Consider the following 16,650-nt stretch of genomic DNA (forward strand, 5'->3'; position numbering starts at 1 on the left):
TGTCTGTGCTCAGGTCAACGGCCCGTACAGCTTCGGGTCTGGGGTGCGGCGACGCGGAGGCCACGCCTGAGGCGGCCAGCCCCAGTGTCGTCGCCAGCGCGATGGTCGTGGTGAATCTCGAACTCCTCACAGGGAGCAGTCCCTTCGACTGGGAACACGTCAGACCGGCCGACCAGTGCTGTCCCGTGGTGGGCGAGACGCAGGCCGGTGGGGTCTGGACGGTTGTTCTGCTTGACGGTCCGAATTTCTTGGCGTCTGACCCGCAACTGGGGTGTCAGACGTATTGAATCGTTTCAATGAGTTGCGGTGCCGTCACGCTAGAGGCCACAGAGATTGCTGTCCAGACTCTGTATGCCGTGGATGTGTGCGATCTCAAATGGTGGTCACCACCCACGAGTCGGATGGGCGTGCGATCAGGAGGAGCTGGCTGGGACACGAGCTGCGGACGCCGGGTGCCCGACGCGGATGCAGCCCCCTCGAAAGCTTCTGAGCAGGGATCACGCCCGCGCAGGCAGCGATGGAGGTCGGTGCCTCTTACTGACGCGACAGGCATTGGGGCAGCGGTGGGTCGCTTGGGTAAAGACTTGGAACATCGAGAAGCGCCAGCCCACGCCCGAGCCGAAGAACTCTCAAGCCGGATAGAAGAGTTGAAGCCGCAATCGCACGGACCGGGGAACAGCTGACGCGCTTGGTGATCGCGCGAGAGACAATGCCCGGCGGTGCCCGCGGGACGGGTCCGGAAGCAGCCAGAAGGGCAGGTGCTGTGGTCTGCTCACTTCGCGGGCCGAGCGACACTCATCAGTGTCTGCCGCCCGTTGGCGACGAGCTTCTGGCTGCCGCTCTGAAGGCCGAGCACTCCACCCCTCGTCCGGTCAGGGCGCATTGGGACCTTCCGACCCCTACCGACCGCGCCTCGATGACGCCGCCGATACGAAGGACGCGCCCAGCATGTTGATCTCAAGCCGGCCCGACTCTTTGACTGCGGACCGCAGCGTGGACATGGTCTCGGCGACCGACTCGAAACTCTCGTCGCCCCCCTCATCACCACACCTCACCACCATCGGGCGGCTCGACGGCGACGTCCACCACGTAGCGCCTTCGGTGGGCCGCTGGAAGCATGGAGCCATGGACACCGTCAGCACCCCGGACATTCTCGAAGCGATCGCGACCGGGCTCCAGGACTGGCGCAAGCTCGCGCAGCCCATCGCCGCTCGCTACCGCACACCCGACCCCGTCAGGGCAGCCGCGTTCGTGGCAGCCGTCGCGCAGGCTGCAGTCACCGTCGGCCAGGATCCGGAGATCCGGCTCGGCCGCGGAGTCGTCGACCTGGCCCTGTCCACCGCCGGCGACAAGGGCGGGCGGTGGGTCACAGCCCAGGACATCGAACTGGCCCGCACCATCAGCAAGTTGGCCCGGGAGCACGGCCTCACCGCACTCCCCGGCGAGGTGACGCAGCTGGAGCTCGCACTCGACACCGCCGACGACACGGCGGTGTCCCCGTTCTGGTCCGCCTTGCTCACCGGAGCCCCCGACCACGTGGTGGGCGACACGGTCCTCGACCAGACGAACCGCGTACCCAGCGTGTGGTTCCAGGCGACAGACGCCCATCCGACCCCGCGCCAGCGCTGGCACGTCGATCTGTGGCTGGCTCCCGAGGTGGCGGATGACCGCATCGCAGCGGCCGTCGCCGCCGGGGGCACCGTCGTCGACGCTTCCGAAGCTCCGTCGTTCACCGTGCTCGCCGACCCCGAGGGCAACAAGGTCTGCGTCTGCACCGCCCTCGACCGTGACTAGCTGCGGGTTCCGCTCTTCGTGGGTACAGAGGCTGGTGACGGGGGCGCGGGGCGGGTTCTGAGCGATGGTGATGGTGTTACGTGCGGCGCGGTCAGGTCCTGATGGGGATGTGGAAACCGTGGTGCGGCGGCCGCCACCTGGTCGGCAGGTACCTGAGCGGCAGGCAGTGCAGGGGCGGTGATCCGCGTGGTGATCTATTACCGCGATGAGCTGAGCTCCGACGAGCTCATCGGCGACGTCCCTCCGACAACCGGCCGACCGCTACTCCGCACTCTTCTCCTCAGGGACCGGAAGCGGCTGCCGCCAAGGCGTCGACGTGTCGATCTCCGGGGCCTTTCCACAGATCGACTGCGCCGTGTTCGTGGCTTCCGCGCGGGTGGGAACAGAGACGCCGAGGAGGCTGAAGGGAACAGGGGGAGAGGTCCGCAGTTCGACACACACGACAGGTCTGCCGGACCGTATGGCCACGAGATCCATCCCGCCTTCGTGGCTGCGCGTGCCGATGCACCAGGTCCCTGGTATCCATACGCCTCTATGGGGGACACCGCGCAGGGCCCGCCACCAGTCGGGTTCGACCGTCACACGGCTCACAGCGGTCAGCGGGACGCGCACATTGCCGTGGCGAGCGGCTGCCTTTTCCCGCCATGACAGGTGGACGACCAAGTCATCGCCGTCAACGAAAATCCGCGCCATCGTTTGGCCTCTCCGTTCCTGGGCCGCCCAGTCGAGGAGATCACCCACGGCGATCACCGGCAGACCCCAACGACCGGGGCTGGGGCTGGGCAAGACGGTTGGTCTCAGCGACGGCCTCCTCACCGGAATCAAGGACCCTCAGGTACGCCGCCGAACGACTTCTGCCGCGTCGGCCAGGACGTGCACCCCGAGTACCCGGCCTTCATTCCGCCTACCACTGCACAGGCTGCCCCAGAACCGGCCCCCGTGCATCACGCGGGCAAGGACGCCGCGCCCCACCGCGCGCGGACCTGGCTCACCCGGCTCACCTGGTTCTGCAAGCCGGTGGCGGGTCTCAGGCGTCCAGGCGGCGCTTGGAGAGCCAGGTGACCATCTCCGGGTCGCGGTGGTCGAAGAACAGCGATGCGCCGGTGTCCAGGATCGCGATCCGGGCCATCTGTTCGTCGGTGAGCTCGAAGTCGAAGACGTCGAAGTTCTCCGCCATCCGCTCGGACCGGACCGACTTGGGGATCGCGATGACACCGCGCTGGGTGAGCCAGCGCAGCACAACCTGCGCCACCGACTTGCCGCACTCCTTGCCGATCCCGGCCAGCAGCGGGTTGGTGAAGAGGTCGTTCCTGCCCTCGGCGAACCCGCCCCAGGACTGGATCTGCACCCCGTGCTCGCGCATCAGGTCCTGGTAGTCGGCGCGCTGGAAGAACGGGTGGGTCTCGATCTGATTGACCGCCGGCACGATCTCGTTGTTCACCATCAGGTCGATCAGCCGGTCGGGGTAGAAGTTGGCGACACCGATCGCCTTGGCCCGGCCCTCACGGTTCAGGGCCTCCATGGCCCGCCACTGGCCGTACACGTCGCCGTAGGGCTGATGCATCAGGTACAGGTCGAGGTGGTCCAGGCCCAGCTTCTGAAGCGACGTCTCGAAGGCGCGCTTGGTGTTGTCCTGGGCCGGGGCGTCCTGCACCCACAGCTTGGTGGTGACGAACAGGTCCTCCCGCGGGATGCCGCTGCTCTTGATCGCGCGGCCCACGGCTTCCTCGTTGCCGTAGGCGGCGGCGGTGTCCAGGAGGCGGTAGCCGGCGGCGAGGGCGTCGGCGGCGGCGCGCTCGGTGTCGTCGGCGGGGATCTGGTAGACGCCGAAGCCGAGGAGCGGCATCTCCACTCCGTTGTTCAGGGTCACGTACTGCATGAGCGGTGGTCCTTTTGCTTGCAGGGAGGGGTGGGGTCAGGGGGCCAGGCGTGGTGGGGTCAGGGGGTGATGAGGGCCTTGAGGACCTGGCGGTCGGCCATGGACCGGTAGGCGTCAGGGGTCTGGTCGAGCGCGAAGGTGCGGTCGAAGACGCGGCCGGGGGTGATGCTGCCGTCCAGGACGTCGGGCAGCAGCTGCTCGATGTAGGCGCGGGCGGGGCTGGCGCCGCCGGTCAGGGTGACGTTCCGCATGAACTCGGCCGGGCCGATCGGCCCCTGCTCGTACTGCGGGACACCGAGGCGGCTGATGGTGCCGCCGTCCAGGACCGCGCCCAGTGCGGTGTCCAGCGCCTGGCGCGTGCCGACGGCCTCGATCACCTTGTCCACTCCCCCGGTCAGGTCACGGATGTGCGCGATGCCCTCGTCGCCGCGCTCGGCGACGACGTCGGTCGCGCCGAAGTCCCGACCCAGGTCGGTGCGCGGTGCATGGCGGCCGGCGAGGAGGATCCGCTCGGCTCCCAGCCGCTTGGCGGCGATGACCGCGCACAGGCCGACCGCGCCGTCCCCGACGACCAGCACCGTGTCCCCGTGGCCGACGCCGGCGGTGACGGCGCCGTGGTGGCCGGTGGTCATCACGTCCGACAGGACCAGCAGCGACGGCACCAGCTCCGAGTCGGCGGCGACGGGCAGTTTGACCAGGGTGCCGTCGCAGTGCGGGACGCGCACCGCGTCACCCTGGCCGCCGTCGACACCGTCGAAGCCGTACCGGCCTCCGTTGCGGCAGGAGATGTGCAGGCCCTTGGCGCAGTAGTCGCAGGTGTTGTCGCTGTAGGTGAACGGGGCGACGACCAGGTCACCCGCCTTCAGGCCGGTCACGTCCGCGCCGGTCTCCTCCACGACGCCGAGGAACTCGTGCCCCATGGGGCGGCCGGTGTCGGTGGCGGGCATCGCCCCGTAGGGCCACAGGTCGCTGCCGCACACGCACGCGGCGACCGTGCGGACGACAGCGTCGGCCGGGTGGACGATCTTCGGGTCGGGCCGGTTCTCGACGCGGACGTCTCCGGCTCCGTACATCACTGCTGCGCGCATGGGAAAGGTGCTCCAGGAGGTGGGGGTGGGCGCCGCCGTCGGCGACGGGGTTCGAAGGACACGTGATCAGCGTTCGAGCATCTGCCGTCCGGCTTCCGTGTGGGTTTCGCCGGCGGCCTGCGGAAGGCTGCCGAGCTGGGTGAGCTGGTCGGTGGTCAGCTCGATGGCGTCGGCGGCGGTGTTCTCCTCGACGCGGTGCACGCGCTTGGTGCCGGGGATCGGGGCGATGTCGTCCCCCTGGGCGAGCAGCCAGGCGAGCGCGACCTGCGCAGGCGTGGCGCCTGCCTGCTCGGCGACCACCTGGACCTCGTCGGCGATGCGCAGGTTGCGCTGGAAGTTCTCGCCGGTGAAGCGGGGGTTGCCGTGCCGGAAGTCGCCCTCCTTGAAGCTGTCCGTGGCGCGGATCTGCCCGGTGAGAAAGCCGTGGCCGAGCGGGGCGAAGGGCACGAGGCCGATGTTCAGTTCGCGCAGGACGGGCAGGATGCGCTTCTCGATCCCGCGGGTCCACAGCGAGTATTCCGACTGCACCGCGGTGACCGGGTGGACGGCGTGGGCGCGGCGGATGGTGTCCGGGCCGGCTTCCGAGAGGCCGAAGGCGCGGACCTTGCCCTCAGCGACCAGCTCCGCGACAGCGCCGGCGGTCTCCTCGATCGGCGTGTTCGGGTCGACGCGGTGCTGGTAGTACAGGTCGATGTGGTCGGTGCCGAGGCGCTGCAGCGATCCCTCGACGGCGGTCCGGATGTTGGCCGGGCTCGAGTCCAGATTCCACGCGCCCGCTCCGGCGTGCGAGACCATTCCGAACTTCGTCGCCAGCATTACCTGGTCCCGGCGGCCCTTCAGGGCGCGCCCGAGCAGTTCCTCGTTGGCGTAGGGGCCGTAGATCTCGGCGGTGTCGATGAAGGTGACGCCCAGCTCCAACGCCCGGTGCAGGGTCCGCACGGACTCCGCTTCGTCGGTGCCGGAGTCGGTGTAGCCGTGGGACATGCCCATCGCGCCGAGACCGATTCGGGAAACCTGCAGGTCACGCAGCTTGATGTAGCGCATTCGGTATCTCCGGTTCTTGGCGTACCGGCGACTCTCGCTCTCGCCCGACTGGCGCGATCATGGCTGTTCAGCCGCTCGTCGGGGCGTAGTGCCGGTGTCTTGTGCGTTCACCGTCGCCCGGATTGGGCGGATGTGGCAGGGCGGGCTCTTCAGGGGTAACGACAGGGCCCCCTTTGCACCTGCGCCGCGGGTCGAGGCGGTGTGAGACTGAAAGGCATGGCATCCGAGAGCCCGAAGAGTGACGGCGCGGAGCTGGGCGGCTTCCTGCGCGCCCGCCGCACCCAGACCGGTCCCGAACAGGTCGGCCTGACCATCGGCGCCGGAGTACGCCGTACCCCGGGTCTGCGACGGGAGGAACTGGCCACCCTCGCCGGCATCAGCATCGACTACTACGTGCGCCTGGAGCGCGGCAAGGAGACCCGCCCCAGCCCTGCCGTCCTCGATGCCCTCGCACGCGCTCTGCACATGGACGACCAGGAGCACCAGCATCTGCGCGAGCTGGCCGCCCGTGCCGCCCGGTACGTGCCGGAGCCACCGCCCTCCCCCAGCCGCACCGTGCGCCCGCACCTCAAGCTGCTGCTCGAGTCGCTCCGGCCGAACCCGGCGTACGTCATCAGCCGCAGCATGGACATGCTCGCCTGGAATCCGGGCGGCCTCGCCCTCTACGCGGGCCTGGACGACTGGCCCCTCAAGCAGCGCAACCTCGCCCGCTACCTCTTCCTCCACCCCGCCGCCCGCGAGCTCTTCACCGACTGGGACCGGCAGATCACCGGCTGCGTCGCCCGCCTGCGCGCCATTTCCGGCACGGCACCCGATGCCCCCGACCTGACCAGCCTGGTGGGGGAACTCCTCCTGAAGAGCCCCGACTTCGCGGGTCTGTGGGAACGCTACGAAGTGACCGGGCGCAAGCCCGCGCAGAAGACGTTCCACCACCCCCAAGTCGGCACGCTCACCCTCACGTCCCAGTCCCTGCACGTGGAGGGCACACCCGGCCAGCGCATCGGCGTCTACACCGCCGAACCCGGCAGCCCCGACCACGACGCACTGCTCCTGCTCGACATGACCGCGCCCGCCTCGCCCAGCTCCCGTTCCACAGGTCCAACCCGCCGACAGAGCTGATCGCTGCGCCTGCTTGTTCGAGACGGTTTGCGGGAGGTCGCCTCGAACAAGTCCGTGCAGAGGCGGGCGACTTGGGTCGATCTCCCTGGCACGGTCACACCTATGCGTCACCGGCGACGCCTATGGTCAGTAGCTCCGTGTCCCTTTCGGGGCCCTATGAACGTGCGGCTCTGCCTCGACCGCCAGATCTGCTTCTCTCTGGACGCGGCCCACCGTGCCGTGAAGGGGGCCTACCGCGTGATCCTCAAGGACCTCGGGCTGACCTATCCGCAATACCTGGTGATGCTGGCCATGTGGGAGCACGGCGACCTGCCGGCCAAGAAACTCGGCGAGAGCACCTCCGCCTGGACTCCGGTTCGCTCTCCCCGCTGGTGAAACGGCTGGAGGGCGCGGGTCTCGTCCGACGCGAACGCAGCACGCAGGACAAGCGGTCCGTCCTGGTGCGACTCACCGAGGAGGGCTCGGCGCTGCGCGACCGGGCCCTCGACGTGCCCCACCGCTTCGGGAAGGCCACCGGCTTCAAGCTGGCGCAGCTCGACCAACTGCACCAAAACCTCGACCAGCTCACCTCCTCGCTCGACGCCACCCAGAAGTAGGCCGACCCACTCCGGGAGGCATCGAGCACGCGCCCCGACCGGCGCGGTGCTGCGGTCGGGGCGGTGCTGCGGTCGGGGCAGTGCGGGAGTCGGCGCGGTGCGGCGGTCGGCGCGGTGCCGCGGTAGAGACGGTGCCGGCCCTACCGCTCGATGCGTCAGGCCGAGGCGGTGGCCTTGGCCTGAAGGGCTTCGGTGATGTGCTCCTCGCGCCAGCTGCGCAGGAGGTCGTGGAAGGCGACGGCGCCGTGTGGGTAGGCGGTCGGACCGTTGGGGCGGCCGCGGCCCTCCCGATTGTAGTAGCCGGGGGTGCACTCGGCATGGAACCACTCATGGTCGGGGGCGCCCTTGGCGCACACGTCGATCCAGGCGGCCTCGGCATCGGGGGTGGGCTCCACGACGGCGTTCTTCTCCTCCGCGGCGGTGACCAGGGCGGCGGCGTGCACGGCCTGTTCGTCGAGGATGTGCGTGAAGTTCACGCTGCTGGCGTTCTGCAGCGAGCCCATCTGGATCAGGTTCGGGAACCCGTTGCTGGTGAAGCCGTGCAAGGTGCGCGGGCCCTGCTGCGCCCGCGCGTGCAGGAGCTGAACTCCGCCGCGGCCGGTCACGGGCAGTTCCCCTGAGGTGATGCCGGAAACGCCTACGGAGAATCCGGTCGCGAACACCACGCAGTCGACCTCGTACTCCACCCCGCCGACGACGACGCCGTGCTCCGTCATGTGCTCGATGCCGTGGGTGTCGGCGGTGTCCACGAGTGTGACGTTGCCCCGGTTGAACGCGGGGAGGTACTTGTCGGAGAACGTGGGGCGCTTGCACGCGTACCGGTACCAGGGCTGGAGGGCCGAGGCCGTGGCGGGGTCGGTGACCTCGGCGGCCACACGCTCGCGAACCTGGTTCATCGTGGCGTGGTCGGCGGCCTCGTAGGCGGCCTCGAAGTCCGGCTCGCCGTCGCGGCGGAAGCTGGGCAGGAGCTTCTCCAGCAGGCCGGCCGACTCCGTCCAGCGGTCGGCGACCAGGTCCTGCTCGGCACCCTCCCCGGAGGCTATCCGCAGGAAGTTGTCCCGGCGTTCGGCCGCCCATCCCGGGCGGTCCGCGCCGACGTCCTGAGGTGTCATGCGCCGCTGGCCCCGCACATCCACGGCGGACGGGGTGCGCTGGAAGACGTACAGATGCCCGGCGTCCTCGGCCAGCATGGGGATGACCTGCACGCCGGTGGCGCCGGTGCCGACGACGGCGACCCTCTTGCCGGCCAGGCCCGTCATGCCTCCCTCGGGACTGCCGCCGGTGTATCCGTAGTCCCAGCGGGAGGTGTGGAAGGTGTGGCCCCGATAGTTCTCGATGCCGGGGATGCCGGGCAGCTTGGGCTCCGTCAGCGTGCCGGTGGCCGTGATGACGTAGGTGGCGCGGAACATGTCGCCGCGGTCGGTGGTGACCACCCACTGCTGTGCGCTCTCGTCCCAGGCCAGGGAGGTGACGGCGGTGGAGAAGAGGGCGTCCTCGTACAGGCCGAACTGTTCGGCGACACGCACCGCGTGACGGCGGATCTCCTCTCCTGGCGCGTACTTCCACTCGGGCACATGGCCGGTCTCGTCGAGCAGCGGCAGGTAGACGTGCGACTCGATGTCGCAGTGGATGCCCGGGTAGCGGTTCCAGTACCAAGTTCCCCCGAAGTCACTGCCCTTGTCGATGACCCGCACCTTCGCCACGCCCTGCCCGCGCAGGCGTGCGCCTGCCAGGATCCCGCCGAACCCGCCACCGACGATCGCGACGTCCACCACGTCGTGCAGCGGCTCGCGCTCCGCCACGTCATCGACATACGGGTCGGCGGCGAAGTAGCCGAACTCCGCTGCCGTGGACCGGTATTGGCCCGGGCCTTCGGGGCGCACGCGGCGCTCACGCTCGACGCGGTAGCGCTCGCGCAGGTCGGCGGTCTCCTGCGGGGTGGGCGGGTTGTCGCACTGCGGCAGGGTCATGTGGCGGGTTCCTCTCGTGGGGGGAGGTGCGCTGGTCGCCGCGGGGGGGGTGGGGCTGTGGCCCTCGCGGGGCGTCCCGCGCGGTCACCGGTACCGTAACCCAAGAACCGGACAGCACTGTCCGGTTGCGATGCGGGGCCTGCCTCACACGGCCCCGCCCGAGCGCCACGACACGGAAGGCCCGCGATGTCGAACCTCACCCCCAGTTCCCCGCTGCGCGACTGGCTGGCGGATCCCGCCGCCGGGCAGGTCCTGCGCGGTTTTCTGGCCTCCCAGGGGCAGAGCGAACAGGCCCTGGCCCCCGCCCTCGGCCTGCCGTTGGAACAGCTCGTGAAGATGTCCGGCGGGAAGTTCCCGCCGGAGCTCGTGGACGCGCTGGTCACCGCGGCCGAGACCGGCCGGGTCCCCGAGGGCCTGCCCACCGCTCCCCCGGCCGATACCGCGGCGGCCGCGGAGCCCGACCTGGGCGTCGAGATAGGCACCCCCGAACCGTGGACCGAACAGATCACGCCCGGTCGCTTCAGCGGCCAGACCGTCGTCGTCACCGGAGCCGCCTCCGGCATCGGCAAGGCCGTCGCCTCGCGCATCGTGCGCGAGGGCGGCCGTGTGATCGCCGTCGACGTCTCCCCCGACGGTCTCGCGGCCCTTGCCGCCGCCCTGGGCGAGGCGGTCGTGCCCCTCACCGCCGACATCACCGCGCCCACGTCCGCCGACGCCGTCCTGGCCGCCGCGGGCGGTCGCGTGGACGCCCTGGCGAACGTGGCCGGCGTGATGGACAACGACGCCGCCGTGCACGAGGTCGACGACACCATCTGGGATCGCGTCATGCGCATCAACGTCGACGGCCCCATGCGCCTGATGCGCGCCGTCGTGCCGGGCATGCTCGCCGCCGGCGGCGGCCGGATCGTCAACATCGTCTCCGAGGCAGCCCTGCGCGGCTCGGCCGCCGGTGCCGCCTACACCACCTCCAAGCACGCCTTGGTGGGCCTGACGAAATCGTCGGCCTACCAGTACGCGGGCACCGGCGTGCAGGTCAACGCCGTCGCCCCCGGCGCGGTGGCCACCGGAATCCACCTCCCCACCGCCGCCCCGTACGGCTCGGCCCGCACCGCGAAGATGCGTGTCGCGATCCCCGGCCTCGCCATGGCCGAGGAGCTGGCCGCATCGATCACGTTCCTGCTCAGCAAGGACGCGGTGAACCTCAACGGCGCGATCCTGCCCTCCGACGGCGGCTGGTCGGCCGCCTGACAGCTGCCCCGTCGGAGCCCGCCTGACAGCTGCCCGATCGGAGCCCGGGTGCGGAACATCCCGACAGGAGGGCCCCGTTGCCGAACTCCCGCACCACGGCCGGGAGTACGTCTCCTGCACGTCACGACGTCCGGATATCCGGGCGACAGGAAGGAGCACATCACCGTATGACCACGTCCCGTAGCCCCCGCGCCCTGGCGGGTCTGGCCGCCCTCGGCCTCCTGACACTGACCGCATGCGGCACCCAGACCGCCACCCCGGCCTCGGAGCCCGCGTCGTCCGGCGAGGGCAGAAGCATCCGGGCGACCCAGCTCGCGCACGTGACCGACGTGCACGCAGCCACCGGCATGACCCTGCTGGAGGGCCCGGTCCTGATCGACGACGGCAGCCTGTACGTCGTGGACGTCACCGCACCTGCGGGCGAGCCCAAGCTCATCTCCGTCGATGTGGCCACCGGCAAGCACGAAGGCGTCTACACCGACAAGACCGGCGCCTACACCTCCGCGCAGATCAGCCCGCACGACCACCGCCTGTACCTGACCGACTTCGCCACCGGTTCGATCGTCAGCGTCGCGCAGGACGGCTCGAAGCCGCGCACGTTCTTCTCCGGTGAGGTCGACGGCTCCAAAATGACGCCGGACGACATCGCCTTCGACGACGAGGGCAACGTGTACGTGAGCGACGCGCACGGCACGGAGCCGGACGAGACCGATGGCCGCATCGTGCGCATCGACCGTGACGGCACGAGGACCACCGTCCTGGCCGACGGGCTCGCCCAGCCCAACGGAGTCATGTTCGACCCCGAACTGCGCGGCCTGTGGATCAGCGAGCTCTCCGAGGACACCATCTCCTACCTGTTGCTCGACGCCGACAAGACCGATGTGACCTCCCAGCACGAGGCCATCCATGTCGACGGCGGCCTGGCCCAGACCGACTCCATCGCCGTGGACGCCGACGGCAACCTCTACCAGGCGCTGCACGGCCGGCCCGCCATCGCCGTCTACAGCAAGTACGGGGCGCGTCTGGCCACTGTCGAGGTTCCCGCCGAGAAATCCGAGGGTCTGAAGTCGGCGACCAACGTCGCGATCGCACCGGGCGGCACGAAGGCCTACATGACCGTCAGCGGCCCCGCCGGCGGGTACGTCTACAAGTTCACCGCGCTGGCCAAGGGCATCCGCCAGTCCAACGGCGGCTGACGGTCACACGTCGACGACCGTCTCGCAGGGTCGCAGGGGCCCCACCTCGACGCCGAGCAGTTGCCAGGCCGCCAGGGCGACGCGCTCCCGTTCCGCCGGGGTGGGGCCGGCGACGGCGCCGGAGACCATCGCGACGGCCAGCATGACGTCGTCGGCGGACAGACGATGCCCGGCGGGCAGGCGCCGGGCCAGGACACTGCGGACGCGCTCGGACAGCGCGCGGGCCTGCTCGCCGTCGCCGCGCACGCGCAACAGGTCGACGAATGCCGTCGAGCGGGTCAGGTGCCAAGTGACCACGCCCAGAACACCCTTGAGACTCGCGCCCGGCTCGGCGCCGGCCCGCTCGATCTGCTGGACGTTCTCGTCCAGAACGGCGGCGGCCAATGCGAAGCGGTCGGCGAAGTGCCGGTAGAGACTGCCCTGACCCACTCCCGCGCGGCGAGCGACGGCTGACAGCGGGGCGTTCAGTCCCTGCTCGGCGAAGACCTCGCGGGCGGCGGCGATGAGAGCGGCCCGGTTGCGGGCCGCGACCCGCCGCCCCTGGTTGGCCGGGCGGCTCTGGCCGGCAGCGCCGCCGCGGCCTGAGCCCGCGCCGCCGCCGCCCGCCACGGCCGAACCCCGCATTGCCGGCTGCGGGTCCTGGGGCTCGGTCGGATTCGTCACGTCGGCAGCGTAGTACGAGCGCAGGGCGCGCCGGCCCGGCGGTTCCTCTGCCGCCACCGCGCTTTTCGCAGATCAGAGGGCGCCCACGTCGGAAGACACCCGAACTGCGCATGAGCCTGGCCCCAGTCCCCCAGGTCGCCACCGTCGTGCGGCGACGGAGGTAGCCGCATCAGCTCTTCGGGGCGGACACCGTCCAAAGGTTGTCCGACCCGAGGACGGCGTTCATCGAGAACGTGTCGTCGTAGGGGATCTCGGCGTCGTTGGTGATCTCCTCGACCTCCAGCACCTCACCGTTGAGGAAGGTGCCGGCTGTGATCCAGTACTGGGGACGCGGGCCGGGGTGGCTGTGGGCGGGTTCGGAACCCTCCTCTACGTGACCAACCAGGGTTCGGACTCGGTGTCGGTGATCAGCACGATCACCAACGCAGTGATCGCGACGATCCCTGTCGGCAACACCCCGAGAGGGGTGGCTGTGGGCGGGCTCGGGACTCGCCTCTACGTGGTCAACGCCGACTCGGACACGATGTCGGTGATCAACACGGACACCTACGCGGTGCTCAGGACCGTCCCGGTCGGCGCCAACCCGGGTGGAATGGCGGTGAGTCCGGACGGCAAGAGCGTCTACGTCACCAGCCAGAACGATGACACGGTGACGGCAATCGGCACATAGCCTGCGTGTTTCAGTTACGGCTGTGTCCGGGGCATGAACAGGAAGACAGAGGCTCCTTCTGAGCCGGGCACTGACACTTGCCCATGCCGGATTCACCGTCATCACGACGAGACGATGAATCCGGCATGGGCAGCGACCTCAGGACGTCACAGGCTCCAGAGACGTGGCACTGCCCTGCATCGAGTTGCTCCGGGCGATGCCGATCCCGGTGTACCCGCAGATCACCGCGAACACGGCCCCCAGGTAGCAGAGGGATGATCGTCGGCAGCGGCGGCTTGCGCAGCACCGCGCCGGCCAGGACCACGAGCGGCGGCAGGAGCAGCAGCGGGCTGAAGGCGAACGCCTTGTCCAGGAAGCTGAGCAGTTCCTGCGTCTTTCGGCCCGTGGCCCCCGGACGGGTCCGTGTGCTGGGTCAGGCCGAGGACGCCCTGCAATGCACCGCCGTGCTGCCCATCGGCGCCGCTTCGCAGCCCGCGCACCTGGCCTCCGGGCTCGGCCCGACCCGCGTCACCATGAATTGTTCGGGCAAGCACGCCGAATGAACACCCACCCCGAGTACGTAGGCGGCACCGGCCGCGATGTCACCGCGCTCATGCAGGCGCTGCCCGGCGCCGTCGCCAAGGACGGAGCCGAGGGCGTCTATGCCCTTGCCCTCCCCCGACGGCAGCGCCGTCGCCCTCAAGATCGCCGACGGCGGACAGCGGCCCCGGCCCGTCGTCATGACAGCGGCCCTGCGCCACCTCGGTGTCGACGTCGACAGCGACCCGCGACTGTCGGCACTCACAGAGGCCCCGGTCCTCGGCCACGGCCAAACCCGTCGAAGCCGTAAGGGCGTCGGCACTGCTCGGGGCCACAGGCTAGTCGCGGAGGGAGCCGTGCGGCCCGCACTGCCGCCGGATGCTGTGGGCTCACCGACGGCCGACAGCCTCAACGCGAGTCCGCTGCCGCGGTGACAGCGGCCCGGAGCTCGGCGGGCATGCTCCAGGCCGCGCAGCCACCGCCACACTTACCGTCAGCCGGCCATCGAGCTCACCAAACTCATCAAAGCTGTTCACGGTCCGCGCCGAGACGGACCAGGAAGTCTTCCGCCTCCACACCTCGGGCTGCTGTCAGGGAGATACCGCCGCGCATCCCCGGCACGGTCGCGCTTTCATGAAGCCGGGGCTGTCCGGTGAAAGGTCCGGCTCAAGGAAAGGCCATGACCCGAGCGCCCTGAGGCCGTGGGCCGTGCGGCGCTGCACGGCAGTCGGCTGCTTCACCGTGGCGATGGAGCCCCTTCCTCGGTCCGGCCGGGAAGGGTCTGCTGCGACCAGACCGTCTTGCCTCGCGCGGCGTAGCGCGTGCCCCAGCGGTGGCTCATGCTCATCACGAGATACAGCCCTCGGCCGCCCTCGTCGGTGTCGTGGGCGCGGCGCATGTGTGGCGAGGTGTTGCTTCCGTCGGTGACCTCGCACGTGAGATGCCGGTCGCGGATGAGCCGGAGACTCACCGGGCCCTCGCCGTATCGGATGGCGTTCGTCACCAGCTCACTGATGATCAGTTCCGTTTGGAACGCCATGTCCTCCAGCCCCCAGGCAACCAGCTGTCGTCCGGCGAGAGACCTCGCCGCGGCGACCACCGAGGGGTCGGACGGCAGGTCCCAGTGAGCCGCCTGGTCATCCGAGAGGCCGCGGGCGCGTGCCAGGAGCAGGACGGCGTCGTCGTCGGCCTGATCGTCGGCCAGGGCACAGGCGATGGCATCGGCCGTCTCGGACAGTGCGCGGTCCTGGTGGGTGAGAACGCGTCGGAGCGTGTCGGCCGCCTCGTCACTGCCCGCGAGCAGTCCGTCGGTGTACAGGCAGATGACGGCGCCGTCGTCAAGGCTGTGCGTGGCTGTCTCGTACGTGCCGTGGGCCGTGCCGAGCGCGGGGCCCACGTCGACCTCCACGGTGGCGACCTCTCCTTCCGGCGAGACGAGCAGCGGGGCGGGGTGTCCGGCGGAGGCTAGGGTCAGGTGGCGCTTGACCGGGTCGTAAACGGCGTACGCGCAGGTGGCGACCCGTCGGCCGGTAGGGATGTCGCCATCGTGACCCGACTCGTCGGTGTCGACGTTCTCACTGGCGAGCCGCGCAGCGATCTCGTCGAGATGGGTCAGCAACTCGTCCGGCTCCAGGTCGAGTTCGGCGAGCGTGCGCAGGGCTGTACGGAGGCGCCCCATCATGGCCGCGACCTCGATCCCGTGTCCGACGACGTCGCCGACGACGAGTCCGACCCGGGCTCCGGACAGTTCGATCACGTCGAACCAGTCCCCGCCCGCCCTCACGGGCAGGTACAGATGTGCCGTCTCGACGGTTGTCAGTTCCGGCGTACGGCTCGGCAGCAAATGCCGCTGGAGGGCCGTTGCCGTGTTCCGCTCCCGTGCGTAACTGGACGCGTGGTCGACGCCGAGGGCAGCCCGGGAGGCGACCTGCACCACCAGATCGAGATCCTGCTGTGTGTACGGCTGGGGCCGCTCCGAGCGGTAGAGCGTGACGACACCGAGCACCGCATTGTGTACGACGAGGGGCACGGCCATCAGCGAGTGGACGCCCGCGGTGGCGAGTGCGTGGGCGTGCTCGGACAGCTCGGGGGGCCAGACTCCCTCCGCGTCCAGCCGCGAGACCAGGCGGGGCGTGGCGTCCTCGAGGCTCCGCGTGAAGGGGGTGGCGAGGGGCAGCGTCTCAAGGATCGTGCCCCGTTCGTCGGCATGTGTGTCGGGCCCGTTCAAGAAGGCCGCCCGACGCAACGTCTCTCCGGCATCGACCGGTCCTCGACGGCGAGGCTCACCGCGCAGTACCGCATCCAGGATGTGCACCGTCACCGCGTCGGCGAGGGCCGGCACCAGCACGCCTGCCAGTTCGCGGGCCGTCGTCTCCGCATCCAGCGTCGTGCCGACGGTCCGGCGAGTGTCGTAGAGGAGATCGAGCCGCGCCCGGGCCGCCTCACGTTCGGTCACGTCCTCGACCGCCATGAGCACACCGGGCTGCCCGTCGGCCGCGTCGTCCACCTGGAATATGGACACCGAGACCGTCAGGTCCTCGTCCGGTCGAGTGGCCGGCGTGCCCCTCACGGTGTGCCGTAGCACGGACTCACCAGTGCGGAGGGTCTCCCGAGCGAGCTCACCGAGCTCCGTGGTGTCGAGGCCCGTACTCACCTCTCCGAACGTCCGCCCGAGTACCCGCTCGGCGGTGATGCCGCGCAGCCCACGGGCCGATGTGTTGTAGCGACGCACGCGCAGCTGTTCGTCGAGAAGGAAGAGGCCGAGCGGCGCCTGCGTGAACAAGGCCTCCAGCACGGCCGAGTCCGATGCTCTCGTGCCGAGGTAGGGGTCGGCGTCCACCACGTGCGGTCCCTCCTGTCCGGTT

Annotated in this window: 12 protein-coding genes and 2 pseudogenes; 8 read left to right on the top strand and 6 right to left on the bottom strand. The window is 69.9% G+C overall.

The window, feature by feature from the left end:
- The first annotated feature begins 1,125 nt into the window (after positions 1-1,125).
- Positions 1,126-1,794 (top strand): VOC family protein, encoded by a 669-nt coding sequence (locus OG456_RS40635; RefSeq protein ID WP_266570098.1) that lies wholly within the window; start codon positions 1,126-1,128, stop codon positions 1,792-1,794.
- 1,027 nt (positions 1,795-2,821) lie between these two features.
- On the opposite strand, the gene OG456_RS40640 is transcribed toward OG456_RS40635, so the two are convergent.
- From OG456_RS40640 to OG456_RS40650, 3 genes are all read right to left on the bottom strand, one after another.
- Complete coding sequence (locus OG456_RS40640) at positions 2,822-3,673, bottom strand: aldo/keto reductase (RefSeq protein WP_266570099.1); 852 nt, start codon at positions 3,671-3,673, stop codon at positions 2,822-2,824.
- Positions 3,674-3,732: 59 nt separating this feature from the next.
- Positions 3,733-4,761: an alcohol dehydrogenase catalytic domain-containing protein gene (locus OG456_RS40645; protein WP_266570100.1), complete on the bottom strand. Its 1,029-nt coding sequence runs from the start codon at positions 4,759-4,761 to the stop codon at positions 3,733-3,735.
- Positions 4,762-4,827: 66 nt separating this feature from the next.
- Complete coding sequence (locus OG456_RS40650) at positions 4,828-5,805, bottom strand: aldo/keto reductase (RefSeq protein WP_266570101.1); 978 nt, start codon at positions 5,803-5,805, stop codon at positions 4,828-4,830.
- A 216-nt stretch (positions 5,806-6,021) separates the two neighbouring features.
- Here OG456_RS40650 and OG456_RS40655 point away from each other — a divergent pair, with 216 nt between their 5' ends.
- Both OG456_RS40655 and OG456_RS40660 read left to right on the top strand, forming a co-directional pair.
- Positions 6,022-6,924: a helix-turn-helix transcriptional regulator gene (locus OG456_RS40655; protein ID WP_266570102.1), complete on the top strand. Its 903-nt coding sequence runs from the start codon at positions 6,022-6,024 to the stop codon at positions 6,922-6,924.
- A 156-nt stretch (positions 6,925-7,080) separates the two neighbouring features.
- A pseudogene (locus OG456_RS40660) lies at positions 7,081-7,520 on the top strand (MarR family winged helix-turn-helix transcriptional regulator).
- 155 nt (positions 7,521-7,675) lie between these two features.
- Here OG456_RS40660 and OG456_RS40665 read toward each other — a convergent pair.
- A complete protein-coding gene (locus tag OG456_RS40665; RefSeq protein WP_266570103.1) occupies positions 7,676-9,490 on the bottom strand; it encodes an NAD(P)/FAD-dependent oxidoreductase in 1,815 nt (604 codons plus the stop codon).
- 186 nt (positions 9,491-9,676) lie between these two features.
- Here OG456_RS40665 and OG456_RS40670 point away from each other — a divergent pair, with 186 nt between their 5' ends.
- Together OG456_RS40670 and OG456_RS40675 are read left to right on the top strand one after the other, a co-directional pair.
- On the top strand, positions 9,677-10,738 hold the full coding sequence (locus tag OG456_RS40670) for an SDR family NAD(P)-dependent oxidoreductase (protein WP_266570104.1): 1,062 nt from the start codon (positions 9,677-9,679) through the stop codon (positions 10,736-10,738).
- Between the two features lie 167 nt (positions 10,739-10,905).
- Complete coding sequence (locus OG456_RS40675; RefSeq protein WP_266570105.1) at positions 10,906-11,934, top strand: SMP-30/gluconolactonase/LRE family protein; 1,029 nt, start codon at positions 10,906-10,908, stop codon at positions 11,932-11,934.
- Positions 11,935-11,937: 3 nt separating this feature from the next.
- On the opposite strand, the gene OG456_RS40680 is transcribed toward OG456_RS40675, so the two are convergent.
- The gene (locus OG456_RS40680; protein ID WP_266570106.1) at positions 11,938-12,597 is read right to left on the bottom strand and encodes a TetR/AcrR family transcriptional regulator; all 660 of its coding nucleotides are present in this window, start codon (positions 12,595-12,597) and stop codon (positions 11,938-11,940) included.
- A 346-nt stretch (positions 12,598-12,943) separates the two neighbouring features.
- Here OG456_RS40680 and OG456_RS40685 point away from each other — a divergent pair, with 346 nt between their 5' ends.
- The 3 genes and pseudogenes from OG456_RS40685 to OG456_RS40695 all read left to right on the top strand — a co-directional run.
- A complete protein-coding gene (locus tag OG456_RS40685) occupies positions 12,944-13,267 on the top strand; it encodes a hypothetical protein (RefSeq protein ID WP_266570107.1) in 324 nt (107 codons plus the stop codon).
- A 254-nt stretch (positions 13,268-13,521) separates the two neighbouring features.
- Positions 13,522-13,809 carry an asparaginase gene (locus OG456_RS40690; protein ID WP_266570108.1) on the top strand — a complete coding sequence of 96 codons (288 nt, stop codon included), beginning with the start codon at positions 13,522-13,524 and terminating at the stop codon, positions 13,807-13,809.
- Positions 13,701-14,016, top strand: a pseudogene (locus OG456_RS40695) (asparaginase); the annotation flags it as partial. The gene OG456_RS40690 and the pseudogene OG456_RS40695, both read left to right, overlap by 109 nt.
- Before the next feature lie 506 nt (positions 14,017-14,522).
- Here OG456_RS40695 and OG456_RS40700 read toward each other — a convergent pair.
- The gene (locus OG456_RS40700) at positions 14,523-16,628 is read right to left on the bottom strand and encodes a SpoIIE family protein phosphatase (RefSeq protein WP_266570109.1); all 2,106 of its coding nucleotides are present in this window, start codon (positions 16,626-16,628) and stop codon (positions 14,523-14,525) included.
- Positions 16,629-16,650: the final 22 nt, after the last annotated feature.

The organism is Streptomyces sp. NBC_01446 (assembly GCF_026340095.1).
Taxonomy (GTDB): domain Bacteria; phylum Actinomycetota; class Actinomycetes; order Streptomycetales; family Streptomycetaceae; genus Streptomyces; species Streptomyces aureus.